Raw genomic sequence first — 23,686 nt, 5'->3', positions numbered from 1 at the left:
ATGGCCGCTGGATGGTGAGAGAGCGGATCGGTGCTTAAAGTTCCGGCCAGACAGGTCGCGTACCGCGGCGCTGGGCATCGAGGATGGCCCGGCACAACGGGCACAGGCGGCGATCACGGTAAATCGTGTTCGGCACCCCCGACCAGCGCGGCTGCGCCGGTAGCAGGGTGCCGCACAGGGTGCGGTCGGCCGAGCCCGCCAGTTCGAGTTGACGGGCGACCAGATGCACACGGATTTCCTGGCAGGCGAAGAGATCGAGCTGTTCGTCAGGTTCGATCAATTGATAGGCATACAGGGACCAGGCGGGACGCGGCATCGGGGGCTCCAAATCGGGGGCGCAACATTAGCCGAAAGCCGGTCACTATAAAAGCGTCAAAGCAGCGGTTTTATTGCCGGCCAGGCATTTTCCAGCAACCTCGACTGGGCCCCTTGCGCCGGATGGATGCCATCCGCCTGCATCAGATCAGGAACGCCCCCGACGCCCTCCAGGAAAAACGGCACCAGCGCGATGTTTTTCTGGGTAGCCACGTCGGTAAAGACCTGAGCGAAGGCCTTGGTGTAACGCTGGCCATAGTTGGGCGGCAGTTGCATGCCCAGCAGCACGACCTTGGCCCCGGCCTTGCGGGACTGGTCTACCATCGAAGCAAGATTTTGTTGCAATTGCGCAGGAAGCTGCCCCCGCAGGCCGTCATTGCCTCCCAGTTCCAGCACCACCAGGCTCGGTTTGTGCGCTGCAAGCAGCGCCGGCAGCCGCGCCTGGCCTCCGGCACTGGTATCGCCACTGATCGAGGCATTGACCACTTTATCGCTGTAACCCTCGTTGCTGAGCCGCTGTTGCAGCAGCGCGACCCAGCCCTGTCGGGTATCCAGGCCAAAAGCGGCACTGATACTATCGCCGACGATCAATACCGTACCCGCCGTTGCGCTCTGCGCCATGCACAGCAAGGCCAGACCAGCACTCAATAACCACACTCGCATCGGATTCTCCATGGGCCCCAGCATTCTCACTGCGCGGAACCTTAGCAAAGTGGTTCCCAGCGCGGAAGGCAACCTCACCATCCTCCACGAACTGTCCCTGGACCTCAACGAAGGCGACAGCCTCGCCATCGTCGGCGCGTCCGGCTCGGGCAAGTCCACCCTGCTCGGCCTGCTGGCAGGGCTCGACCAGCCCAGCGCAGGCTCCGTCACCCTGGCCGGCCACGACCTCGGGCCGCTGGACGAAGACCAGCGCGCCAAGGTGCGCGCCGAGCACGTCGGCTTCGTGTTCCAGTCGTTCCAGTTGCTCGACAGCCTCAACGCCCTGGAAAACGTCATGCTGCCGCTGGAGCTGGAAGGCCGCCGCGACGCCCGCGAGCACGCCCGCACCCTGCTGGAGCGCGTCGGCCTGGGCCAGCGCCTGAGCCATTCGCCGCGCCAGCTCTCTGGCGGCGAGCAGCAACGGGTGGCGATCGCCCGGGCCTTCGCCGCCGAGCCGGATGTGCTGTTCGCCGACGAGCCCACCGGCAACCTCGACAGCCATACCGGTGAACGCATCAGCGACCTGCTGTTCGAACTGAACAAGGAGCGCGGCACCACCCTGGTGCTGGTGACCCACGACGAACGCCTGGCCCGGCGCTGCCGCCGCCAGATCCGCCTGGACGCCGGCCATCTGGTCAGCCCGATGGAGCCCTAGATGGCACGCCTGTCCTTTCTGCGCCTGTTCAACCTTGCCCTGCGCCAACTGCTGCGCGATGCCCGCGCCGGTGAACTGCGGGTGCTGTTCTTCGGCCTGCTGATCGCCGTGGCGGCGAGCACCGCCATCGGCTACTTCGGCGCCCGCCTCAACGGCGCCATGTTGCTGCGGGCGACCGAATTCCTCGGCGCCGACCTGGTGCTGCAAGGCAGCTCGCCGGCCAGCGCCGAACAGATCGAACGCGGCACAGCGCTGGGTCTGGCCCATGCGCGGGTGGTTGAATTCTCCAGCGTAATCGCCACCGACAACGGTATCCAACTGTCCAGCGTCAAAGCCGCCGACGCCGCGTATCCGCTGCGCGGCGAACTGCGCAGCGCCCCTGAACCCTACGCCGCCGAAACCACCGGCGGCGGCCCCGCCTCCGGCGAAGCCTGGGCCGAGCCACGCTTGCTGGCGGCCCTCGACCTGAAGATTGGCGACAGCATCGACGTGGGCATGAAAACCCTGCGCCTGAGCCGGGTGCTGACCTACGAGCCGGACCGCGCCGGCAATTTCTACAGCCTGACCCCACGGGTGATGATCAACCTCGCCGACCTCGACGCCACCGGCGTGGTCCAGCCCGGCAGCCGGGTGACCTACCGCGAGCTGTGGCGCGGCGACAACCTGATACTCGCCGACTACCGCCAGGCGCTCGAAGCCACCGTGGCGCCCAACCAACGCATCCGCGACGCCCGCGACGGCAACCAGCAGGTCGGCGGCGCCCTGGGCAAGGCCGAGCGTTACCTGAACATGGCCAGCCTGGTCGCGGTGTTGCTGGCCGGTGTGGCCGTGGCGCTGTCCGCCAGCCGCTTCGCCGTACGCCGCTTCGATGCCAGCGCCTTGTTGCGCTGCCTGGGCCTGTCGCGGCGCCAGGCGCTGAGCCTGTTCTGCCTGCAGCTGGCGATCCTCGGCAGCCTCGCCGCCCTGGCCGGCGCTCTGCTCGGCTGGCTGGCGCAACTGGGCTTGTTCGCACTGCTCGACGGCTTGCTGCCAGCGGAGATTCCCGACGGCGGCATCACCCCGGCGCTTGCCGGGATCGCGACCGGCCTGGTCGCCCTCGCCGGCTTCGCCCTGCCCCCTCTCGCCGCGCTGGGCCGGGTTCCGCCGCTGCGGGTGCTGCGTCGGGATTTGCTGCCGGTGCCAGCGAGCAGTTGGCTGGTCTACGGTGCGGCGATCCTCGCCCTCGGCCTGATCATGTGGCGCCTGAGCCTCGACCTGCTGCTGACCTTCGCCCTGCTCGGCGGCGGCCTGATCGCTGCACTGTTGCTCGGCGGCCTGCTTTTGCTGGGTTTGCGCAGCCTGCGCCGGTTGCTCGCCGGAGCACCCCTGGCCTGGCGACTGGGCCTCGGGCAACTGCTGCGCCACCCGCTGGCGGCGGCCGGCCAATCGCTGGCATTCGGCCTGATCCTGTTGGCAATGGGCCTGATCACCCTGCTGCGCATCGAGTTGCTGGACACCTGGCACAACCAGTTGCCCGAAGATGCGCCCAACTATTTCGTGCTGAATATCCTGCCGGACGACAAGGCCAGCTTCGCCAGCCAACTGGAAGGCTTCTCCAGCCACGCCGCGCCGCTCTATCCGGTGATCCCCGGCCGTCTGACGCAAATCAACGGCGAAGCGGTGAACCAGATCGTCAGCAAGGAATCCACCGGCGACCGCGCAGTGCAACGTGACCTGAGCCTGACCTGGGCCGCCGACCTGCCCGAAAGCAACAGCCTCAGCGCCGGACAGTGGTGGCAGGGCCAACCGGCGGCGGACGCGCTGCCCGGGGTGTCGGTGGAGTCGGAACTGGCGGAAAGCCTCAAGCTCAAGCTAGGCGACCGCCTGACTTTCGTCATCGGCGGCGAAGAGCGCGAGGCTCAGGTCAGCAGCCTGCGTACGGTCAACTGGGACAGTTTCCAGCCGAACTTCTACATGATCTTCCAGCCCGGCACCCTGCAGGGTCTGCCGACCACCTACCTGACCAGCTTCTACCTCGCACCGGGCAACGACCAGCAAGTGGTCGCCCTGTCCCGCGCCTTCCCGGCGACCACCATCCTTCCGGTCGATGCTCTGCTGGAGCAACTGCGCAGCATCCTTGCGCAAGTCACCCTGGCGGTGCAGTACGTGCTGCTGTTCGTGCTCGCGGCAGGGCTGGCGGTGTTGTTCGCCGGCCTGCAGGCAACCCTCGACGAGCGCATCCGCCAAGGCGCCCTGCTGCGGGCGCTGGGGGCCGGCCGGGCCTTGCTGGTCAAGGCGCGGCGTATCGAGTTCGGCCTGCTCGGCGCCGCCAGCGGCCTGCTCGCGGCGATCGGTTGCGAGCTGATCACCTGGGTGCTCTACCGCTTCGCCTTCGACCTGCACTGGGGCCCGCACCCGTCGCTGCTCCTGCTGCCGCTGGTCGGCGCGCTGCTGGTCGGTGGTGCCGGCGTGGTCGGCACTCGCCGCGCGCTCAACGCCAGCCCGCTGACGGTGCTGCGCGAAGGCTGAGTCCTGCGTGCCCGCCACCGGCAGCCTGTACCGCTGCCGATTCGGCGGGTACTCTTTGCGGCTGACGTATCGCCCGCCCAGGAGAAGGCATTGGCTACCAACATCATCACCCGAAAAGGCCACGAGGCGCTGAAGGCGGAGCTGGACCACCTCTGGCGCGTTTACCGTCCCGAAATCACTCAGAAAGTCACTTGGGCCGCCTCCCTTGGCGACCGCAGCGAAAACGCCGACTACCAGTACAACAAGAAACTGCTGCGCGAAATCGACCGCCGCGTGCGCTATCTGCGCAAACGCCTGGAAGACGTGAAAGTGGTGGACTACCGCGCAGAGCAGGAAGGCAAGGTGTTCTTCGGCGCCTGGGTGGAGATCGAGAACGATGCCGGCGAGCAGATGACCTTCCGCATCGTCGGCTATGACGAGATCTATGGCCGCAACGACTACATCTCGGTGGACTCGCCCATGGCCCGCGCTCTCTTGAAGAAAGAAGAGGGCGACGAGGTGGTGGTGCAGACCCCGGGTGGCGAGGCGGTCTGGTATGTGAACAGCATCAGCTATCCACAGTGATGCTTCACCGCTGCGGCACCGGCCTCAGGCGCGGGTAATCAGACCCTGCCGTGCGATGCGGGTCAGGTGGCTGATCATTTCGGCAGCGTCTTCGCGGGCTGGCGACTGCACCACGGCGAGGTCGAAACGGTCATTGGTGTAGTCGGCGAGCGCCGCGACGTCATCGACGAACTGGATCAGCAAGGCGGTAGCGCGGCCCTTGCGACGCGGCCAGCCATCGAGCAAGCGAACGAGAGTGGGTTGGTGCGGGCCGATCAGCAGGACGCGCGGGGCGCGGGCCGACTGGCTGGAAGACAGGGGTGTCAGACAGACAATGGAACGTGGGCAACTCATGGAGTCATATTCTCCGCCTCGCAGATCCCGCTGGGCTGCGGTGGGAGGCATCACCGAACCAGCGTTTTAGCGGTATTCGGATCACCACGAAGGGCTCTCCTGCGCCCCGCAAGTAGCTGTTTAAATCGGCGCAAGTGCGAATCCTAGAGAAGCGGCTGGCGAACTGTCAACACGACCAATGGCAAAATCGCGAGCAAGCTCGCTCCTACAAGGTCCGTAGGAGCGAGCTCGTCGGGGCGCCGAACCGTCGCGATTTCCCCTCAACTCTTGGAAATGGCCGCATCCACCGAAGCCCGCCCTGCCCCTTCGAACAGCACCGCCACCGCGCCACCCAGCAGCGCCAGGGCGAACTCGTAACCGTTGTTCTGCATGAACAGGCCGTTGTGGATATGCACCGAGAAGATCGCCACCAGCAACAGGCCGATCAGTGCTACCGCCGCAGGCCGCGCCAACAGGCCGATCACCAGGGCCAGGCCACCGAAGAACTCGGCGCCACCAGACAGGGCGGCCATCAGGGTGCCGGGTGTCAGGCCGAGGCTTTCCATGAACTGCGCGGTGCCCGCCAGACCACCGCCGCCAAACCAGCCGAACAGCTTCTGCGAACCGTGAGCCATGAAGATGATGCCGACGATGATGCGCAGGACGGTCATACCCCAGCCAGCGCGGGTGGTCATTACGGAATGGAGGGCGTTCATGCTGTGTTCCTTACAAGGTGTGATGTGGTGTTGGCGCCATAATAATCATATTACTCAATATGAAAATCGCAATTAACCCATCATTAGAATCGAATAATTTGATTATTTGCGATTCGCCACCTTTTGCGCCCGAGAGGACTCCAGCGTCTCCCGCTCCCGGTCGAAGGCCAGAAAGTACTTGTTGACGCTATTAACATAGCTGACCGGCCCCATTCCCACCTGCTCAAGGGCCACCCGCTCGACCTGAAAGAACCACTGGTTGTGATTGAGGCCGCGGCGACGGGCCTCGGCGCGCATCGCCTGGACCCGCTCGGGGCCAAGGTTGTAGGCCGCCAGCACGAAGGCCATGCGTTCGCGCTCGTTGAGTTGGTTGCTGGCAAAGAACTTGCGCCGGATCAGCGCCAGGTAACGGGCGCTGGCCTGGACATTGCCATCGACGCTGTTGATATCACTGACCCCGACCCGCTGCGCCGCGCTCGGGGTCATCTGCATCAGGCCGTGGGCACCACCGGCACCGCGAGCGGCGGGGTTTAGCGAGGATTCCTTGAACGCCAGCGCGGCGAGGTTGAGCCAATCAAGATTCTGCGCCTCAGCGTGTTTCTGCAGGACCGGGCGCAGGTTGTCGAGACGCTGGCGGTTGGCCTTGGCCAGCGGATAGTGAACCTTGTACAGACGACGGTAGATGCGCTCGAAGGCCACGTCCTGGTCCGCCGGCACGCGGTATTCCTGAAGGAAGCGGTCGACGCTGGCGTGCAGCATCACCGCCTCGCGGCGCATGTACCAGTGCATGTTCTCCGGCGCCGTCAGGCTGACGCGGCGCTGGATCTGCAACTTGGGCATGACCTTGCTCCAGCGCTCGGCGATCGGCTGCTCCACCACGGTGAGCGGCAGAATCCCGGCCTGGACCATTTCCAGCACGTCCTCGACCGCCAGACTTGGGTCGATCCATTCCACCTTGATCGGCGCCAGCTTGCGCAAGGCCAGTTTCTGATTGATCTCGTGCAAAGTGTCGCCGGCGGCGCTGGCGCTGGGCAGGGCCACGCTGCGGCCGGCAAGTTGCTCGACCTTGCCGTACACCCGCTCGCCCTTGCGCCCCACCAGCACCAGCGGAACCTGGGCCATCACCGGATCGCTGGAGCTGACGCCGCGGATCGACACCGGATCGAGCAACTCACCCGGCGCCACCAGATCGCCTTCGCCCCGCTGCAGGGCGCTGATCAGCTGGTCCTTGGCCTTGGGAATCAGCTTCAGGCGCAGTTCCTGGCCGTCGCGGGCGCGGGCATTGAGGTAATGTTCGAAGGCGCGCAGGCGGTGGTATTCGACGCCATAGGACTGGCCCTTGACCTCGCCGGAGCTGTTGCGGCTCTGGTTGACCAGCACGCGCAGTTCGCGGCTGGCGCGGATTTGCGCCAGGTCACGGGTCTTGTCGTTGCTGACCACCTGCGGCGGACCGGGCAGGCGCGCGCTGGCCGACCCTGGCAGCAGCAGTCCGGTACACAGCAGAATCATCAGTAACGCTCGCGTCATCCGGGCTCCGGCAACAGGCCGCGATGGGGTGTCGGGGGTCATACTCTGCAGCAGGTCCATGACAATTGACCGCAAAAGACCGTGACAACTCATTGAAGTTCTTGTGTTTATTGATATTTTTTGGCGCAACCAGCGCCCATCTGCGGCAAATCCCGAGGTAGCACCATGCAACTCATTGACATCGGCGTCAATCTGACCAACTCCAGTTTCGCCGGCAAACACCAGGCCATTCTCGAGCGCGCCGAAGCTGCGGGCGTGCGGCAAATGCTGCTGACCGGCACCAGCCTGGCGGGCAGCGAAGAGGCGCTGGAGCTGTGCCAGCAGCTGGACGAGAGCGGCCAGCGGCTGTTTTCCACTGCGGGTGTTCACCCCCACGACGCCAGCCACTGGGACGCCGAAAGCCCGCGCCGCTTGCGTCAGTTGCTGGAGCAACCGCGGGTGCAGGCGGTGGGTGAATGCGGGCTGGATTTCAACCGCGATTTCTCGCCGCGTCCGCAGCAGGAAAAAGCCCTGGAGGAGCAATTGGCCCTGGCGGTCGAGCTGCAGATGCCGGTGTTCCTGCATGAACGCGACGCCAGCGAGCGCCTGCTACATATCCTCAAGGACTACCGCGACCACCTCACCGCCGCCGTGGTGCACTGCTTCACCGGCGAGCGCGAGGCGCTGTTCGGCTACCTCGACCTCGACCTGCACATCGGTATCACCGGCTGGATCTGCGACGAACGCCGCGGCACCCACCTGCATCCGCTGGTGGGCAGCATTCCCGAGGGACGGCTGATGCTGGAAAGCGATGCGCCCTACCTGCTGCCGCGCAGCCTGCGGCCGAAGCCGAAAAGCGGGCGCAACGAACCCGCCTTCCTCCCGGAAGTGTTGCGCGAAGTAGCCCTCCACCGGGGTGAGTCCGTGGAGCAGGTGGCAGCCCACACGACCCGCTGTGCACAGCGCTTTTTCAGCCTGCCCGAGCTGGCTTGACACATATCAAGATTTATTGCTGATTAGTCGAACAGAATGCCGGCACCTTGCCAAAAAACTTTCCGCTTAAACGCTTAACTCAGAGAAGACCTACCATGGGTGCCTGGCTTAGCAATATCTCCCTGAAGTACAAGTTCTGGGCTGTCAACGCGGTCGCCTTCGTCACCACGCTGTTCCTGGTGCTGTACGCGGTGTTCCTCGAACAGCAGGCGCGGGTGGACGAAGCCCAGAGCCGGGCCGTCGCCGAAGCACGCTTGCTGGCCGCCTGGCCGGCGGGACAGGCGTTGCCACAGAGCCCGCACGTCCTGACCTTCACTCCCGGTCAGGTGCCCAACTACCAGGGCAAGCCCCTCGAATCCGTGGCCAACGCCAGCGGTTGGGTGACGATCGAGCCCTATGCGGTCTTCGGCGATGATCCGCTGGCCGGTGCCCAGGTCATCAGCCGTGACGGTCAGCGGGTCGCCGTGCTGGCGCCTTCGCCGAGCTTCGTGCAGGTCTATGGCGACCGCTTCGGCAACTACGCGGTGTGCGTGCTGATCCTGATGCTGGCGATGCTCTGCGCCTCGCAGTTGCTGATCCGCTTCCTGCTGGCCCAGCTCAACATCCTCAAGGACGTGATGCTGCACGTCGAGAAGACCGGCGACCTCTCGGCCCGGGTGCCGCTGGCCTGCCACGACGAGATCGGGCAGATGGCCACGGCCTTCAACGCCATGCAGACCACCTACCATCGCGTGGTGAACACCGTCGCGCTCACCGCCGCGCAACTCGATTCCGGTGCCGCGCGCCTGGCCTCCAGCATGAGCGATGTGCGCCACGGCATGCTCGGCCAGCAGAGCGAAACCGACCAGGCGGCCACGGCGATCAACGAGATGTCCGCGACCGTCTACCATATCGCCCAGCATGCCGGCGCCACCCGCGACCTGTCGCAGACCGCCGACACCCTGGCCGGCAGCGGCCAGCAAGTGGTCAGCCGGGTGCAGACCTCTATCGCCGGGCTGTCTAGCGGCGTGCAGCAGACCGCCGAGATGATTCGCCAACTGGCCGAGGACAGCCAGAAGATCAACGGCGTGGTCAATGTGATCCACAGCATCGCCGAACAAACCAACCTGCTCGCCCTCAACGCCGCCATCGAGGCCGCCCGTGCCGGCGACCTGGGCCGTGGCTTCGCGGTGGTAGCGGATGAAGTGCGCAACCTGGCCAAACGAGTGCAGAGTTCGACCGACGAAATCACCGACATGGTTTCCGCCTTGCAGGCCGGTACCCGCGACGCGGTGGAGTTCATGACCGAAAGCTCGTTCAAGGCCGACGATTGCGTCAAACAGGCGCAGGAAGCCGGCGAAGCCCTGGCGGAAATCACCGCGGCGGTGGCGCAGATGCGCGAGAGCAATACCCAGATTGCTGCGGCGGCCGAAGAGCAGAGCCATGTCGCCGAGGAAATGAACCGCGCCGTGGTGAGCATTCGTGACGTGACCGAGGACACAGTGCAGCAGACGGTGTCGTCGGCGACCACCAGCGATGAACTGGCGACCCTGGCCGGGGAATTGAACAAGGTGATCGGGCAGTTGAAGTTGTAGAGCATTTTGGGGCCTCATCGCCGGCAAGCCGGCTCCCACAGGTCACGTGGGAGCCGGTCTTGCCGGCGATGAGGCCGACCGGAACGACGTTGTTACCAAGCCTGGCCCTATCGCCACCGTCACTGACACTCAAGCGAACACGGTCACCGTTTGCCGACTGATCGCCAGCAGCTCGCCACGTGCGTCCCACATGGCTGCGGCGGTGTGGCCATAACCATCACGGGCGTGCTCGATGTCCGCGCAGTACTGGCACCAGTCCAGGGTGCTGAGGCTGGCCACCGGCTGGACGAATTCGATGGTCCAGGTCAGGGTGCTGCCCGCTGCCGGTTTGCTCAGGTACGGCAACAACGCCGGCGGCCAGGCGTCCACCAGCGCCAGCAGATGCGCTTCGGTCACCGGCTCTTCCACCGCGTCCTTCAAACGCACCCAGCCGCCCATGCTGCGCAGCGGCTTGTTGCTGAACGGCATGGCGCCGATGCCCCAGCGCATGGACAGGTAGCGGATGTATTCCGGGGTCGCGCCGGGGATGTACGGCAGTTCCGGGCTGGAGTCTTCCAGGCTTTTCATTTCCCTCGCCGGCAACGCCGGCACATCGATGACCGAGGTACGCCCAGCGCCGAAGCTGCCCTGGATCAGGGTGACGGTCTGGCCGTTCTGGATTGCCCGGCCCAGCAGCGAACTCACTGCACGACCCTCGCGGAGCATCTCCACCTCAAAACTGATGGGCACGCCCGGCTCGGCGGGGCCGACGAAGGTGATGGCCAGTGAACGCACCGGACGCTCCGGCGACACCTTGGCGTGCATGGCCTCGTAGACCAGCGCCGCCATCAGGCCGCCGAAACAGGCGCGACCTTGTGCCCACTCGGCGGGAATGACCACTTCCTGCGGGCGCTGACGGACAGCGGTGAGCAGTTGGGAAAAATTCATGCGGACCTCACCTACGGAAAAGTCCCACGATCTTAAGAGGAGATAGCCCACCCCAGCAGGCCGCATAACTGCCAATTCAGCGCATTATCGCTCGTCGATATGCTTCAGCAGGGTGTTAAGGGTCTTGTCCGCGCGCTGTTCGGCTTCGACAAGCTGCGCCTGCCACTGCGGCACAAGGGCGGCCAGGTCAGGCTGCTTTTCGGCCTGGGTCAGCCATTGCAGCAGGTCATGCCAGTGTCCGAGGTCATCCTGGGCGCGCTTGAGCGAGGCGCGCATCGAACGCTTCAGGCGCCCCAGTTGCGGGTAGGCTTCGGCGCCGTAGCGCGAGCGCTTGATCAACAGGCGCAGGCGATGGCGGTCGTGGGCCGGGTCGTGCATGGCTTTGACGATGTTCTTCCATTGCTTGTCCAGGCGCTTTTCGATGCGCTTGCGCAGGTCCGGCACCAGCTTCTGTTGTTCGATGGCGCGGAGGAAGGCCGGGAAGGCATCGATGATCGCCAGCAGTTTGTGCAACTGGGTGCTGGCCGCCACGGCGGCGAAGGTCGCGCCCTCGCCCGCCAGGCGCCGCTGCGCCGCATCCGGTTGCTGGCGCTCGAACAGTTGCTCGGCGAGCACTTCGCGGTCGCGCAGTGGCGTGGTCATGTCGCCCACCGCCTTGGCCGCGCTCTCCAGTTGATCGACTCCTGGCAGGCCGCGCAGCGGTCGCAGCAAGCTGCGCAGTCGCCGCACGTTGGTGCGTAGGTCGTGCAACGCTTCGCTGTCGGTGTTTTCCGCGAGGCGTGCCTGGCAGGCCAGCAGACGAACGTGCAAGCCAAGCACCTGAGCGACGACATGATCGAACATCTGCGACATGGGGCCTTACCTCATCAACGTCCGGCGCGGGACTCACGGATATAGAAGCGGGCTTTCTCGGCTTTCTTGGTGCAACCTTCGAAGGCTTCGAACTGCTGTTGGGTCTTGGCGCCGGTCAGCAGCGACAGGGCCTTGGAGTAACTGACGGTACCGGCGAAGCCCTCGGCCTTGGCCAGGTCGAGCTCCTTCCAGGCGGCGTCGAGCTGGCTGCCGCAACTGTCGCGATAGGCCGTCTTGCCCGCGCAACCCGCCAGGGCCACAACAATCAGGGACAGGGTGATCAGGGCTTTCATCGGTGTTACCTCGAAGATGGGAAAAGTCGTGTCGGCATGTTCGACGGCGGGCATCAGCAAAAGTGCCCTGTTCAGCGTAGCCCAGCGCAGACGACGATTGAAGCGCAACCCGAAACAGGCGCATTCTCGGGTCATCAAAGTGGCGATCGACGCAGGGGCGCAATCATGAAAAAGCGCGTAGCGCTGGTGTTGGGCTCGGGCGGGGCCCGGGGGTATGCGCATATCGGCGTGATCGAGGAAATCGAACGGCGAGGTTACGAGATTTCCTGCATCGCCGGCTGTTCCATGGGTGCGGTGGTTGGCGGGATCTACGCCGCTGGCAAGCTGGACGAATACCGCAACTGGATCGAGAGCCTGGACTACCTCGACGTGCTGCGCCTGGTGGACGTGAGTTTCCGCCTAGGCGCGATCCGTGGCGACAAGGTTTTCGGACAGATCCGCAAGATCGTCGGCGAAATCAATATCGAGCAGTTGCGCATTCCCTACACGGCGGTGGCCACGGACCTGACCAACCAGCAGGAAATCTGGTTTCAGGAAGGCTGCCTGCATCAGGCGATGCGGGCCTCTGCGGCGATTCCCAGCCTGTTCACCCCGGTGGTTCAGGGCAACCGCACCCTGGTCGATGGCGGCATTCTCAACCCGCTGCCGATCATCCCGGTGGTGTCCAGCCACAGCGACCTGATCATCGCGGTCAACCTCAACTCCACCAACCAGAAGCAATACCAGCTGCCGGTTATCGAGCGGCCGCCAGCGTTCAAGCTGCGCTTCGACAACCTGATCAGTTCGGTGGGCTCGCGCCTGCCGTTCCGGCGCAAGCAGGCCGAGGTGCTGCTGGGGTTGGAAAAGGAACTGGCGCAAGAGATGGAGCAGGACCTGGCGATCGAGGCGACGCAGGTGCCCAATCCTTGGCTGGCAGACGCCGCCAGCCCCAAGGCCCAGCAACCCTCCGCGGCGCCGGAGCGCGACGGCGCGCCGAAGTCGGCGACCGGCTCGTTCATTGTCGATAACGTCGGGCCGGCGTCCCTGCTGGACCTGATCAACCAGAGTTTCGAGGTGATGCAGACCTCGCTGGCGCAGTACAAGATCGCCGGGTATCCGCCGGATGTGCTAATCAACGTGCCGAAGCGGGTGTGCCGGTTTTTCGAGTTCTACAAAGCGCCGGAGCTCATCGCGCTGGGACGGGAGATTGCGCGGGATACGCTGGATAACTATGAGGCGGAGCGGCGGTAGGCCACCACAAACTGTGGGAGCGCAAGTGGCTGACGGTCTGCGATTGCCTGCGAGATGTGTAGATACCCATGCTCATCGCTGGCAAGCCAGCTCCCACAAGGTCAGCATGCACCGGACTCTGTGGGAGCTGGCTTGCCAGCGATGAGGCCTTTAAACCGGCTCCTGCCCCACCAACCGATACCCCACACCCGGCTCGGTCACGATAAACCGCGGCGCCGTCGGGTCATCCCCGAGTTTCTGCCGCACATGCGCCACGACGATGCGCAGGTAATGCGTGTCGTCGACATGGGTCGGCCCCCAGATGTCCTTGAGCAACTGCTGCTGGGTAATGACCCGCCCGGGATGCCGTGCCAGTTGCGCCAGCAAGGCGTATTCCTTGCGGGTCAGCGCCACTTCTTCACCGTCGAGGGTCACTCGCCGGTACGCCAGGTCCACGGTCAACGCGCCGAAACTGCACGCCGCCTGCGGCGCAGCCGCCTGGGGCACCTGGCGCAGCAGCGCGCGAACCCGGGCAAGAAATTCCTGGATGCCGAACGGCTTGGTCACGTAGTCATTGGCGCCGCTGTCCAGCGCCCGGACTTTCTCGCCCTCGCTGGCCCGCACCGACAACACCAGCACCGGCACCGCGCTCCATTCGCGCAGTTCGCGCAGTACGTCCTGGCCGTCCATGTCCGGCAAGCCGAGGTCGAGCACCACCAGGTCCGGCCGGGACAGCGCCGCCTGGCTCAGGCCCTCGGCGCCGGTCCCCGCTTCGAGCACTTTGTAGCCCTGGGAACTGAGGCTGATACGGAGGAATTTGCGGATCTGCGGTTCATCGTCGATGACCAGCAGGGTCGCGGTCTGGCTCATGGGGTCTCGCTGTCCAGTTCGGGTTGGGCCGGAAGCGGCAAGCATAGTGTGATGCAGGTGCCGTGACCATCGAGGCCGTCATCGACGCGGATATGCCCGCCATGGGCGCCAATCATGCCCTGGCAGATGGCAAGCCCGAGCCCGGTGCCCTGCCCGCCGCGATCACCGCGGGCGGCGGTGTAGAACATGTCGAAGATGCGCTCGCGGTCCTGCGCGGCGATGCCCGGGCCTTCGTCGGCGACGGCCAGGCACAGGTGCTCGTCCTCGACACTCACGCGCATCTCCAGCCGGCCATTGAGCGGAGAAAACCGCGCGGCGTTTTCCAGCACATTGACCAGCGCCTGCTCGATCAGCGCCGCATGCACATAGAGCAGCGGCAGGTGCGCCGGCACCTCGGTGTGCAGGCGCAGCGGCGCCAGCACCACGCGCAGGCGGTTCAAGGCGCTGCCGACAATGTCCGCCGGCGCGACCCAGTCCCGCGCCAGCTTGAGGCCGCCGTGGCCGAGGCGGGTCATGTCCAGCAGGTTCTGGATATAGCGGTCCAGCCGTTCAGCTTCGTCGCGGGTGCCTTCCAGCAGTTCGCGGCGGTCTGCGGCGGGAATCGCATCGCCCAGCGCCAGCAAGCTGTCGATGCTGCCGCGCATCGCGGTCAGCGGCGTGCGCAAGTCATGGGACACCGACGCCAGCAAGGCGCTGCGCAACTGCTCGGTTTCGCCGTGCAGGCGCGCGGCTTCCAACTGGTCCGCCAGCCGCGCCCGGGCCAGCGCCTGGGCCAGCGGCTGACTGAGTGCCTTGAGCAGGCGGCGACGTTGTGGGGCCAACGCCTCGTCGCCCGTACGGGCACGCACACCGAGCAAGGCGAGCGGGCCTTCGTCCACCGACAGCGGCCACCACCACCAGCGACCATTGGGCAGCGTGTCGCTGCCCTGCCCCGCGGCCTGGTCGTGCTGCCAGGCCCACTCGGCGGCGGCGCGCTCGTTGTCGCTGAATTGCAGCACGCCGCCGCTGGCCACCTGCAAACGGCCCTCGGCGTCGCGCTCCAGCAGGCACGCCTGCAAGTCCGACCAGCCTTCCAGGTGTTGCCCCGCGGCACTGAATACCGCCTGGCGGTCAGTGGCTGCGGTGAGCTTGCGTGACAGGTCGAGCAGTTGCCCGGTCTGTTCCTGGGTCTCGCGCAACGCCTTGAGTTGCCGGCGCTGCCGCGCGGCGAGGTTGCCGGTGAGCACGGCCATCAACAGGAAGAACAGCGAGGTCAGCACGTCTTCTTCGCGCTGGATGGCGAAGGAGAAATTCGGCGGGATAAACAGGAAGTCATACGCCAGGAATGACATCGCCGCACAGGCCAGCGCCGGGCCGATGCTACTACGCACCGCCACCAGCAGGACCGCGGCGAGGAACACCAGCGAGATGTTCGGCAGGTCCATGACCCGTGCCACCGCCGAGGCCAGCCCTGTGGCGAGCAAGGTGGCCAGCAGGGCCAGGGCGTAGTGACGCCAGACCCAGACGCGAGGCGCGACCGTGCGCGTCGGCTCCGGCTGGACATCGCGGTCAAGGACGTTGATTTCCAGGCCGTGGGCCTCGCGCAGCAAGCGAGTCGCCACGCCCGCGCCGAACAGACGGCGACGCAGGCGATCCCGCGACTGCCCCACCAACACCAGGCTGGCGCGGCGCTCGATGGCGTGCTGAATCAGCGTGCGCGCCACTTCCCCGGCGCGCAGCACCACCACTTCGCCACCCAGGCGCTCGGCCAGTTGCTGCGCCGCTTGCAGGCGCTGGCGAGCGGTTTCGTCGCGCAGGCGGCCATTGTCGACATGCACCAGGCTCCACGGCAGATGGCGGCGCTGGGCGACCCGGCTGGCATGCCGTACCAGCCGCTCGGCCTGGGCATCGCCATCCACGCCCACCAGCAAGCGCCCGCGCAGCGCCGGGGCATCCTGGCCGAGACGACGATAACCGTGGGCCAGGTCGGCATCGACCTGGGCCGCAGCGGTCTGCATCGCCAACTCGCGCAAGGCGGTGAGGTTGGTCTGGGTGAAGAAGGCATCGATCGCCGCCCGCGCCTGCTCCGGCACGTAGACCTTGCCGTCGCGCAGGCGCTCCAGCAGTTCTCGCGGCGGCAGGTCGATCAGCACCAGCTCGAAGGCTTCCTGCAGGACCCAGTCCGGCAGCGTTTCGCGCACCTGCACGCCGGTGATGCCGCGCACATGGTCGTTGAGACTTTCCAGGTGCTGGACGTTGACCGTGGTGTAGACGTCGATGCCCGCCGCCAGCAGTTCCTGCACATCCTGCCAGCGCTTGGTGTGTCGGCTGCCGGGGGCGTTGCTGTGGGCCAGCTCGTCTACCAGCACCAGCTCCGGTGCGGCCTTGAGCAGGCCGTCGAGGTCCATTTCCTCAAGGATCACGCCGCGGTATTCCGAGCGCACCAGCGGCTGCTGCGGAATGCCGCCGAGCAGCGCTTCGGTCTCGCTGCGGCCGTGGGTTTCCACCACCCCGGCGAGCACCCGCACGTTATGCCGCAGGCGCGCATGGGCGGCCTGCAGCATGGCGTAGGTCTTGCCCACCCCCGGGGCGGCGCCGAGAAACACCTTGAGCCGGCCGCGCCCTTCGCGCGGCAGTTCGGCAAGCAGCGCGTCGGCGCGCTGCGAATCACTGTGGGTCACGCTGTGTCCTTATTTCGAGAGCGGGGCGAGCCGGTCGAGGGCCGCGTTCAGCGCCAGGACGCTGACCACAGGTGGGCCGACCAAGGGTTGCAGGGTGGCCTGCTCCACCAGACCTTGCAACGTCTGTTGCGAGATCTGCCGCGCCGCCGCCACCCGTGACAGTTGATAGGCCACCGCCGCCGGCGGCAGGTGCGGATCGAGGCCGCTGCCGGAGGTAGTCAGCAAGGCCAGCGGCACCGGACCTTGTGCCTCGCGGTAAAGACCGCCGGCGGCCTCGTCGATCCGCGTGGCCAGGGCCGGGTTGCTCGGCGCCAGGTTGCTCGCGCCGCTGGCCACGGTAGCGTAGTCGGCGGCAGACGGCCGCGACTGGAACCAGGCGTCGCCGCTGAACGGCTGGGCGATCAGCCAGGAGCCACGGACCTGGCCCTGGTCGTCGCGCATCAGGCTGCCATTGGCCTGCTCGGGAAAGGCCACCTGGGCGATGCCGGTGACCAGCAGCGGGTAACCGACCCCGGTCAGCAGGGTCATCAGCAGCAACAGGCTCAAGGCCGGACGTAGATGAGTCGTCATGGGTAATTCCTCGGTTCAGACCAGGTGCAGGGCGTTGAGCAGCAGGTCGATCAGCTTGATGCCGGCGAACGGCACCAACAGACCGCCCAGGCCATAGATCAGCAGGTTGCGCCGCAGCAGGTGGGCAGCGCTGGCCGCCTTGACCCGCACCCCGCGCAAAGCCAGCGGAATCAACACGACGATGATCAGCGCGTTGAACACGATGGCCGAGACGATGGCGCTCTGCGGGCTGGCCAAGTGCATCAGGTTGAGCACGCCCAGTTGCGGGTATATCGCGGCGAATAAAGCCGGCAGGATGGCGAAGTACTTGGCCACGTCATTGGCGATGGAAAAGGTGGTCAACGCGCCACGGGTGACCAGCAGTTCCTTGCCGACCTGAACCACATCCAGCAGCTTGGTCGGGTCGCTGTCGAGGTCGACCATGTTGGCCGCCTCGCGAGCCGCCTGGGTGCCGTCGTTCATCGCCATGCCGACATCGGCCTGGGCCAGCGCCGGGGCATCGTTGGCGCCATCGCCGCACATGGCGACCAGGCGACCGTCGTCCTGCTCCTGACGAATGCGCGCCAGTTTCTTCTCCGGCGTGGCTTCGGCCAACACGTCATCGACACCGGCTTCGGCGGCGATGGCGGCGGCGGTCAGCGGGTTGTCGCCGGTGACCATGACCGTGCGGATGCCGAGCTTGCGCAGTTCGGCGAAGCGCTCGCGGATGCCGGGCTTGACCACGTCCTTGAGGTGAATGACGCCCAGCAGGCGCTTGTCCACACAGACCAGCAAGGGTGTGCCGCCGCTCTGGGCGATCTTGTCCACTTCGCGGGCCAGCGGCGCCGGCATTTCCAGGCGTTGCAGACCGACGAAGGCCAGCAGCGAATCCACCGCGCCCTTGCGGTAGCGACGCGGACCGAAATCGACGCCGGACAGCCGCGTCTCGGCGCTGAAGGGCACTGGCACCAGCTCTGCCATCGACGGCTCGGCGAAGTCATGCAACTGACGCAGGTACTCGACGATGGACTTGCCTTCGGCGGTGTCGTCGGCCAGCGAGGCGAGCAAGGCGCCCTCGGCCAGCTCCCGCGCGGTGACGCCTGGCGCGGCGAACACGGCGCTGCAACGACGGTTGCCGAACGTGATGGTGCCGGTCTTGTCGAGCATCAGCACATGCACGTCCCCCGCCGCTTCCACGGCGCGGCCGGAGCGGGCGATGACGTTCAGGCGCACCAGGCGGTCCATGCCGGCGATGCCGATGGCCGAGAGCAGACCGCCGATGGTCGTGGGGATCAGCGTCACCAGCAGCGCCACGAGGAACACCATGGGAATGCTGCCGCCGCCGAAATGGGCGAACGGCTGCAGCGTGACCACCACCACGAGGAAGATCAGGGTCAGGCCGATCAGCAGGATGTCCAGGGCGATTTCATTGGGCGTCTTCTGCCGCTTGGCGCCTTCGACCAGGGCGATCATGCGGTCGAGGGTCGATTCGCCGGGGTTGGTAGTGATCTGCACCAACAGCCAGTCGGACACCAGCCGGGTGCTGCCGGTGACCGCCGAACGATCGCCGCCGGACTCGCGGATCACCGGCGCGGACTCACCGGTAATCGCTGCTTCGTTGACTGCGGCGATGCCTTCGATCACCTCGCCGTCGCCGGGGATCATCTCGCCGGCTTCGACCCGCACCACGTCACCCTTGCGCAGGGCCGTGGCGGCGACCACTTCGAAACCACCGCTGCCGGTCCGGCGCCGGGCACTGAGGCCCTGGTTGCCCGCCTTGAGGCTGTCGGCGCGGGCCTTGCCACGGCCCTCGGCAAGGGCTTCGGCAAAGTTGGCGAACAGCACGGTGAACCACAGCCACACCGCGATCTGCACCGACACACCAGTGGGCACGCCGCTGTCGGGCAACAGGCACAGCACCGTGGTGAAAATCGCGGTCAGCTCCACCACCAGCATCACCGGGGCGCGCTTGAGCTGGCGCGGGTCAAGCTTGACGAAGGCCTGCAACAACGCCGGGCGCCACAGTGCGGCGAACGAGGTCCGGGGGCTGCTTTTGGCTGCCGTGTTCACTTCGGGAATCGGCATGTTCATGGATTCACTCCTTGCAAGCCCAGGCTCAGGAATTCAGCGACCGGACCCAGGGCCAGGGCCGGCAGGAATGTCAGGCCACCGACCAACAGAATGGTGACCACCAGCAGGGTGACGAACAGCGGACCGTGGGTCGGGAAGCTGTTCAGGCCCACCGGCGCGGTCTTTTTCAGCGCCAGGCTGCCAGCCAGGGCGAGCACCGGGAGGATGTAGCCGAAGCGACCGATCAACATGCCCAGGCCGATCATCAGGTTGTGGAAGGTGGTGTTGGCGCCCAGCCCGGCGAAGGCCGAACCGTTGTTGGCGCTGGCCGAGGTGTAGGCGTAGAGCAACTGGCTGAAACCGTGGGCGCCGGGGTTGCTGACACTCGCCGCCGGGCCGGGTAACGCGGTAGCGAGGGCGCCGAGGACCAGCACACCGACCGGCATCACCAGCAGCGTCGCGACCAGCAGTTGCACCTCGCGGGCCTGGAGTTTCTTGCCGAGGTATTCCGGGGTGCGGCCGATCATCAGGCCGGCGAGGAACACCGCGATCAGCACGTTCAGCAACATGCCGTAGAGCCCCGCGCCGACGCCGCCGAAGATCACTTCGCCGACCATCATGTTGACCAGCGCGACCATGCCGGTCAGCGGGTTGAGGCTGTCGTGCATGGCGTTCACCGAGCCGTTGGAGGCGGCGGTGGTGGTCACGGTCCAGAGCACGCTGCCGGTGGTGCCGAAGCGGCTTTCCTTGCCTTCGAGCGGCGCGCCTTGCTCGACCTGTGGGTTACTCAGGGTCGGGTTGGCCTGGTACTCCGACCACAGCGCGGTGGCCCCGCCGATCAGGAACAGCGCGAGCATGCCGGCGATGATCGCGCGGCTCTGGCGCAGGTCCTTGACGTAATGGCCGAAGGTGAACACCAGGGCCACCGGGATGAGGATGATCGACGCGACTTCGAACAGGTTGCTCCAGGCCGTGGGGTTCTCGAACGGGTGCGCCGAGTTGACGCCGAAGAAGCCGCCACCGTTGGTACCCAACTGCTTGATGGCGATCTGGCTGGCGGCCGGGCCGAGCGGAATGAGCTGATCGGCGCCTTGCAGCGTGATCGCGTGAACGTAGTCACTGAAGGTCTGCGGCACGCCCTGCCAGACCAGCAGCAACGCCAGCACCAGGCACAGCGGCAACAGGCCGTAGAGGGTGGCACGGGTCATGTCGACCCAGAAGTTGCCGAGGGTGCCGACGGAACGCCGGGCAATGCCGCGGCACAGCGCGACCAGCACGGCCAGGCCGGTAGCGGCGCTGACGAAGTTCTGCACGGTCAGGCCGATCATCTGGCTCAGGTAGCTGACCGAGGCTTCGCCGCTGTAGGACTGCCAGTTGGTGTTGGTCATGAAACTGACCGCAGTGTTGAACGCCAGCGACCACTCCTGGCCCGGCAGGTGCTGCGGGTTCAGCGGCAGGAACGCCTGCAGGCGCAGCACCGTGAACAACAGCAGGAAGCCGGCAAGGTTGAACGCCAGCAGCGCCAGGGCGTACTGCTTCCAGTTCTGCTCCTGTTCGGCCTTGACCCCGGCGATGCGGTAGCAGCCGCGCTCGACCGGTCCCAGCACGGGCGTCAGCCAGGTGCGCTGGCCTTCCATCACCTTGTAATAGAAGCGCCCGAGCCAGGGTGCCGGCAACAGCACCAGGGCGAAGAACGCCAGCAGCAATGCGTAATCGTAACTGTGCATGGCTGCTCCCTAGCCGCGATCGGCGCGCAGCAACGCGGCCATCAGGTACACAAACAACGCCACTGCCAGCAGCAGTGACACCCCGTCCAGAATGCTCATGAGAAATCTCCGTCCAACGGCACCTGCCGCGTAGGGAAATTCTCTGGCTGAGGCGAGTAAAGGGACGAGACCGAGGATGCGTGTTGCGCATAAAGAAAGCGTAAAAGCGGCGCCAGCCGGGCATTTTGATGCATCAGACACAATCGACATCGGTCACGTATGCATAGACCGAATCGATATCGGTTATAAGCTAATTCGATATGAATATATTTAGGTATAAAAAAAGTGGTTATGCTGCGCGCGCCCTTCGATTCAAGAGCGTGTCAGGTAACGTATGGATGTCGGTTCTTTTGGCTTCACCATTGCTGGTCTGGTAGTCGGTTTCATTGTCGGTATGACCGGTGTCGGCGGCGGCTCGCTGATGACCCCGATCCTGCTCTGGTTCGGCATCAACCCCGCCACTGCGGTCGGCACCGACCTGCTCTACGCGGCCATCACCAAGGCCAGCGGCGTCTGGGTCCATAGCAAACAGAAAAACATCGACTGGGCGATCACCGGCTGGCTGGCCCTCGGCAGCGTGCCGGCGGCCGCGGCGACCTTGTGGTTCCTCAGCACCCTGCACACCGACACTGCGGCGCTGAACGCCATCATCAAGCAGGGCCTGGCGGTGGTGCTGATCCTCACGGCGCTGGCGATCCTGTTCAAATCCCGTCTTCAAGCCTTTGCCAGCAAGCATGCTGGTGACCGTTACCACCTGAGCGGGCGCAGCCTGAATGTGCTGACCGTGATCACAGGCGTGGTCCTCGGCGTGATGGTCTCGCTGACCTCCATCGGTGCCGGCGCGCTGGGCACCGTGGCGTTGTTCCTGCTTTATCCGTACCTGGTGACTCGCCGCCTGGTCGGCACCGAAATCGCCCACGCCGTGCCGCTGACCCTGGTCGCCGGCCTTGGCCATGCCAGCATGGGCAACATGGACTGGTCGCTGCTGGGTTATCTGCTGCTGGGCTCGTTGCCGGGGATCTACATCGGCAGCCACCTGACCGGGCGGATCTCGGACAACGTGCTGCGCCCTTGCCTGGCGACGATGCTGTTGTTGATCGGGTACAAGCTGGCGTTTTGAGATGCCGGAGATGTGAATGAAAGAGGGCCGCTATTGCGGCCCTTTTGCATTTTTGGGGTTTGGGTGCAGGTGGGGGAAGTTGGTTTGGCAGTTTCCAAGCCGGTGTTGCCGGATGAAAACAGAAGGCATTTTACTGCGGAGCAGGACAGCTCTTTACGGCTGCTGCGAATGCTTTGGTGTAATCAACGTAGGTTTCGGGATTGTAGGGCTTTCCAGTTACAACGAAGCGATCGGTTCTATTCGAACGGAAGATCTGGTCAACTTCCAAAGCCCATTTCAAGCCCGCATGGTCAGCCAGTAAAAAGAACTTATGGCTCCAGATCTCGCCGCTTTCATCGACTCCGGAGTAAACATATTGAAGGTTTTTATACCATTCAGTCCTTTCAACAGCAGCGCTGATTGCCTCCTTGACCGAGCCGGCATCACGCCGGCTCAAATAGTTCATCTTTCCCACAGTCACCTCGCCTAGGGCACTCAACTCCGCCAAAGGTGGCAACAAGGGTTCCCGGCTGACCACGCGAGAGTATTGGCAGTCAAATACCCAACGACCGCTCTTTACGTAATCATCGCCATAGATCACCACGCCATTTCCCAGATCGGTATTATATACACTAGTCACCACCTTGTACCCATAATTTCCTACGAGCAAAAGCAGCGGCGAGAACATTATTATTGCAACCCACGCGCCTTTATTTTGGATAAAAATCAAAATACCCCCCCGGTGCGCCGATGGGGCTATTGCCTGAGATCACAGGATTAACTGCGCCGAGCGTTTGGTAGGTAAATTTGAGATCTCGGTGATTCTTGCGACGCTCATCTTTAAGTGCTTTCCACTCACCACACCACTCTTGCTGAGGCACAACGTCATTGCTGACTTCACAAACATCCCCCATCCGACGCTCGCTGAACGATCCCCAAGTATTTTTGTAGTCCGAACGACGAATGAAGGCGCCCACTTTGATCCGCAGATGATTCGCCAGCAACTGGGCCAGGCTTTGATTCGTCTGTGGGGAAACTTGGAGGGCGTCTTCGATTGGATTGTCCGAGAGATTGCCCATGCCCGTGCGGCAGGCATAGCTGTCGAGCCGGGCCGTTTTTGAGAAGGCTTCCGGCGAGATGTCCTGATAATCCAGCACATCCAGCGACATCTGGAAGTGCCCCGGGAGTTGGTAGCCAAAGGCAATCTGCTGGGGCACGCCATGGCTGAAGATCGACAGGCGCTCGATCGGCGATTGCCGCCTCTCCTTTCCGTGGTTCAGATAGTCGATGAATTCCTGAGTCGTCGTGATTTCGACGATGTCCGCACCGTAAACATCAGCGGAGCCGCGTGCCTCAGTGAGCATGTCTTCGTTGTACGAAGGCGTGAACACCACCAGTGTCCGGGTCAACGCAGGATTGAAGCGCTTGAACTGGGCCAGTTCGCGTACGGCCTGACCAATGAACATCATCTTGTTGCCTGAGCCATTGTCATGCTGGCTACCGGCGACGGCGATCAGTTCAGGCGTCAGTGGTTTGCCAGACGCTT

General features: G+C 64.9%; 22 protein-coding genes and 1 pseudogene. 7 read left to right on the top strand and 16 right to left on the bottom strand.

What is annotated here, in order from left to right; all coding sequences use genetic code 11:
* Positions 1–34: 34 nt before the first annotated feature.
* Both DM374_RS23835 and DM374_RS23830 read right to left on the bottom strand, forming a co-directional pair.
* Entirely contained in the window at positions 35–316 is a 282-nt protein-coding gene (locus DM374_RS23835; protein WP_110972081.1) for a hypothetical protein, read from the bottom strand.
* A 56-nt stretch (positions 317–372) separates the two neighbouring features.
* Positions 373–978 carry an arylesterase gene (locus DM374_RS23830; RefSeq protein WP_177431598.1) on the bottom strand — a complete coding sequence of 202 codons (606 nt, stop codon included), beginning with the start codon at positions 976–978 and terminating at the stop codon, positions 373–375.
* A 10-nt stretch (positions 979–988) separates the two neighbouring features.
* Here DM374_RS23830 and DM374_RS23825 point away from each other — a divergent pair, with 10 nt between their 5' ends.
* The 3 genes from DM374_RS23825 (at position 989) to greB (ending at position 4,744) form a co-directional block, all read left to right on the top strand.
* Positions 989–1,672 (top strand): ABC transporter ATP-binding protein, encoded by a 684-nt coding sequence (locus DM374_RS23825; RefSeq protein WP_095157806.1) that lies wholly within the window; start codon positions 989–991, stop codon positions 1,670–1,672.
* Entirely contained in the window at positions 1,673–4,180 is a 2,508-nt protein-coding gene (locus DM374_RS23820) for an ABC transporter permease (RefSeq protein WP_110972079.1), read from the top strand. It abuts the gene before it with no gap.
* A 90-nt stretch (positions 4,181–4,270) separates the two neighbouring features.
* Complete coding sequence (greB, locus tag DM374_RS23815) at positions 4,271–4,744, top strand: transcription elongation factor GreB (RefSeq protein ID WP_110972078.1); 474 nt, start codon at positions 4,271–4,273, stop codon at positions 4,742–4,744.
* A 24-nt stretch (positions 4,745–4,768) separates the two neighbouring features.
* On the opposite strand, the gene DM374_RS23810 is transcribed toward greB, so the two are convergent.
* From DM374_RS23810 to DM374_RS23800, 3 genes are all read right to left on the bottom strand, one after another.
* The gene (locus tag DM374_RS23810) at positions 4,769–5,077 is read right to left on the bottom strand and encodes a hypothetical protein (RefSeq protein ID WP_110972077.1); all 309 of its coding nucleotides are present in this window, start codon (positions 5,075–5,077) and stop codon (positions 4,769–4,771) included.
* Between the two features lie 260 nt (positions 5,078–5,337).
* On the bottom strand, positions 5,338–5,772 hold the full coding sequence (locus DM374_RS23805) for a DoxX family protein (RefSeq protein WP_110972076.1): 435 nt from the start codon (positions 5,770–5,772) through the stop codon (positions 5,338–5,340).
* A 102-nt stretch (positions 5,773–5,874) separates the two neighbouring features.
* The gene (locus DM374_RS23800; protein ID WP_110972075.1) at positions 5,875–7,299 is read right to left on the bottom strand and encodes an MltF family protein; all 1,425 of its coding nucleotides are present in this window, start codon (positions 7,297–7,299) and stop codon (positions 5,875–5,877) included.
* 165 nt (positions 7,300–7,464) lie between these two features.
* Between DM374_RS23800 and DM374_RS23795 the strand changes: the two genes are divergently transcribed.
* Positions 7,465–8,271: a TatD family hydrolase gene (locus DM374_RS23795; protein ID WP_110972074.1), complete on the top strand. Its 807-nt coding sequence runs from the start codon at positions 7,465–7,467 to the stop codon at positions 8,269–8,271.
* A gap of 95 nt (positions 8,272–8,366) precedes the next feature.
* Entirely contained in the window at positions 8,367–9,845 is a 1,479-nt protein-coding gene (locus DM374_RS23790; RefSeq protein ID WP_110972073.1) for a methyl-accepting chemotaxis protein, read from the top strand.
* A 129-nt stretch (positions 9,846–9,974) separates the two neighbouring features.
* Here the strand turns inward: DM374_RS23790 and DM374_RS23785 are convergent, their stop codons facing one another.
* The 3 genes from DM374_RS23785 to DM374_RS23775 all read right to left on the bottom strand — a co-directional run bounded on the left by DM374_RS23785 (position 9,975) and on the right by DM374_RS23775 (position 11,917).
* Positions 9,975–10,772 (bottom strand): acyl-CoA thioesterase, encoded by a 798-nt coding sequence (locus DM374_RS23785; RefSeq protein ID WP_110972072.1) that lies wholly within the window; start codon positions 10,770–10,772, stop codon positions 9,975–9,977.
* 84 nt (positions 10,773–10,856) lie between these two features.
* Complete coding sequence (locus tag DM374_RS23780) at positions 10,857–11,624, bottom strand: CHAD domain-containing protein (RefSeq protein WP_110972071.1); 768 nt, start codon at positions 11,622–11,624, stop codon at positions 10,857–10,859.
* 14 nt (positions 11,625–11,638) lie between these two features.
* Entirely contained in the window at positions 11,639–11,917 is a 279-nt protein-coding gene (locus DM374_RS23775; protein WP_110972070.1) for a hypothetical protein, read from the bottom strand.
* A 165-nt stretch (positions 11,918–12,082) separates the two neighbouring features.
* Between DM374_RS23775 and DM374_RS23770 the strand changes: the two genes are divergently transcribed.
* Positions 12,083–13,147, top strand: a complete 1,065-nt coding sequence (locus tag DM374_RS23770) for a patatin-like phospholipase family protein (protein ID WP_110972069.1) — start codon at positions 12,083–12,085, stop codon at positions 13,145–13,147.
* Positions 13,148–13,297: 150 nt separating this feature from the next.
* Here DM374_RS23770 and DM374_RS23765 read toward each other — a convergent pair whose 3' ends face one another.
* Genes DM374_RS23765 through kdpF form a run of 6 tightly spaced genes read right to left on the bottom strand, consistent with a single transcriptional unit; the run spans position 13,298 to position 21,251 of the window.
* The gene (locus DM374_RS23765) at positions 13,298–13,996 is read right to left on the bottom strand and encodes a response regulator (RefSeq protein ID WP_095157832.1); all 699 of its coding nucleotides are present in this window, start codon (positions 13,994–13,996) and stop codon (positions 13,298–13,300) included.
* On the bottom strand, positions 13,993–16,656 hold the full coding sequence (locus DM374_RS23760) for a sensor histidine kinase (protein ID WP_110972068.1): 2,664 nt from the start codon (positions 16,654–16,656) through the stop codon (positions 13,993–13,995). The genes DM374_RS23765 and DM374_RS23760 overlap by 4 nt, the downstream gene beginning before the upstream one ends.
* Before the next feature lie 9 nt (positions 16,657–16,665).
* Complete coding sequence (kdpC, locus tag DM374_RS23755; RefSeq protein WP_110972067.1) at positions 16,666–17,226, bottom strand: potassium-transporting ATPase subunit KdpC; 561 nt, start codon at positions 17,224–17,226, stop codon at positions 16,666–16,668.
* Positions 17,227–17,241: 15 nt separating this feature from the next.
* On the bottom strand, positions 17,242–19,296 hold the full coding sequence (gene kdpB / locus DM374_RS23750; protein WP_110972066.1) for a potassium-transporting ATPase subunit KdpB: 2,055 nt from the start codon (positions 19,294–19,296) through the stop codon (positions 17,242–17,244).
* The gene (gene kdpA / locus DM374_RS23745; RefSeq protein ID WP_110972065.1) at positions 19,293–21,002 is read right to left on the bottom strand and encodes a potassium-transporting ATPase subunit KdpA; all 1,710 of its coding nucleotides are present in this window, start codon (positions 21,000–21,002) and stop codon (positions 19,293–19,295) included. Before kdpA ends, kdpB begins: the two co-directional genes overlap by 4 nt.
* Before the next feature lie 9 nt (positions 21,003–21,011).
* On the bottom strand, positions 21,012–21,251 hold the full coding sequence (gene kdpF / locus DM374_RS33820) for a K(+)-transporting ATPase subunit F (protein ID WP_225422572.1): 240 nt from the start codon (positions 21,249–21,251) through the stop codon (positions 21,012–21,014).
* A 124-nt stretch (positions 21,252–21,375) separates the two neighbouring features.
* Between kdpF and DM374_RS23735 the strand changes: the two genes are divergently transcribed.
* Positions 21,376–22,161 (top strand): sulfite exporter TauE/SafE family protein, encoded by a 786-nt coding sequence (locus DM374_RS23735; protein ID WP_095157844.1) that lies wholly within the window; start codon positions 21,376–21,378, stop codon positions 22,159–22,161.
* Positions 22,162–22,291: 130 nt separating this feature from the next.
* On the opposite strand, the gene DM374_RS23730 is transcribed toward DM374_RS23735, so the two are convergent.
* Positions 22,292–22,870: a hypothetical protein gene (locus DM374_RS23730; RefSeq protein ID WP_225422571.1), complete on the bottom strand. Its 579-nt coding sequence runs from the start codon at positions 22,868–22,870 to the stop codon at positions 22,292–22,294.
* A pseudogene (locus DM374_RS23725) lies at positions 22,851–23,686 on the bottom strand (PAAR domain-containing protein); the annotation flags it as partial. The pseudogene DM374_RS23725 and the gene DM374_RS23730, both read right to left, overlap by 20 nt.

The sequence above is a fragment of the Pseudomonas huaxiensis genome (genome assembly GCF_003231275.1).
GTDB lineage: Bacteria > Pseudomonadota > Gammaproteobacteria > Pseudomonadales > Pseudomonadaceae > Aquipseudomonas > Aquipseudomonas huaxiensis.
Note: the sequence above shows the minus strand (reverse complement) of the source record. Positions and strands in the feature narration are given on the sequence as shown.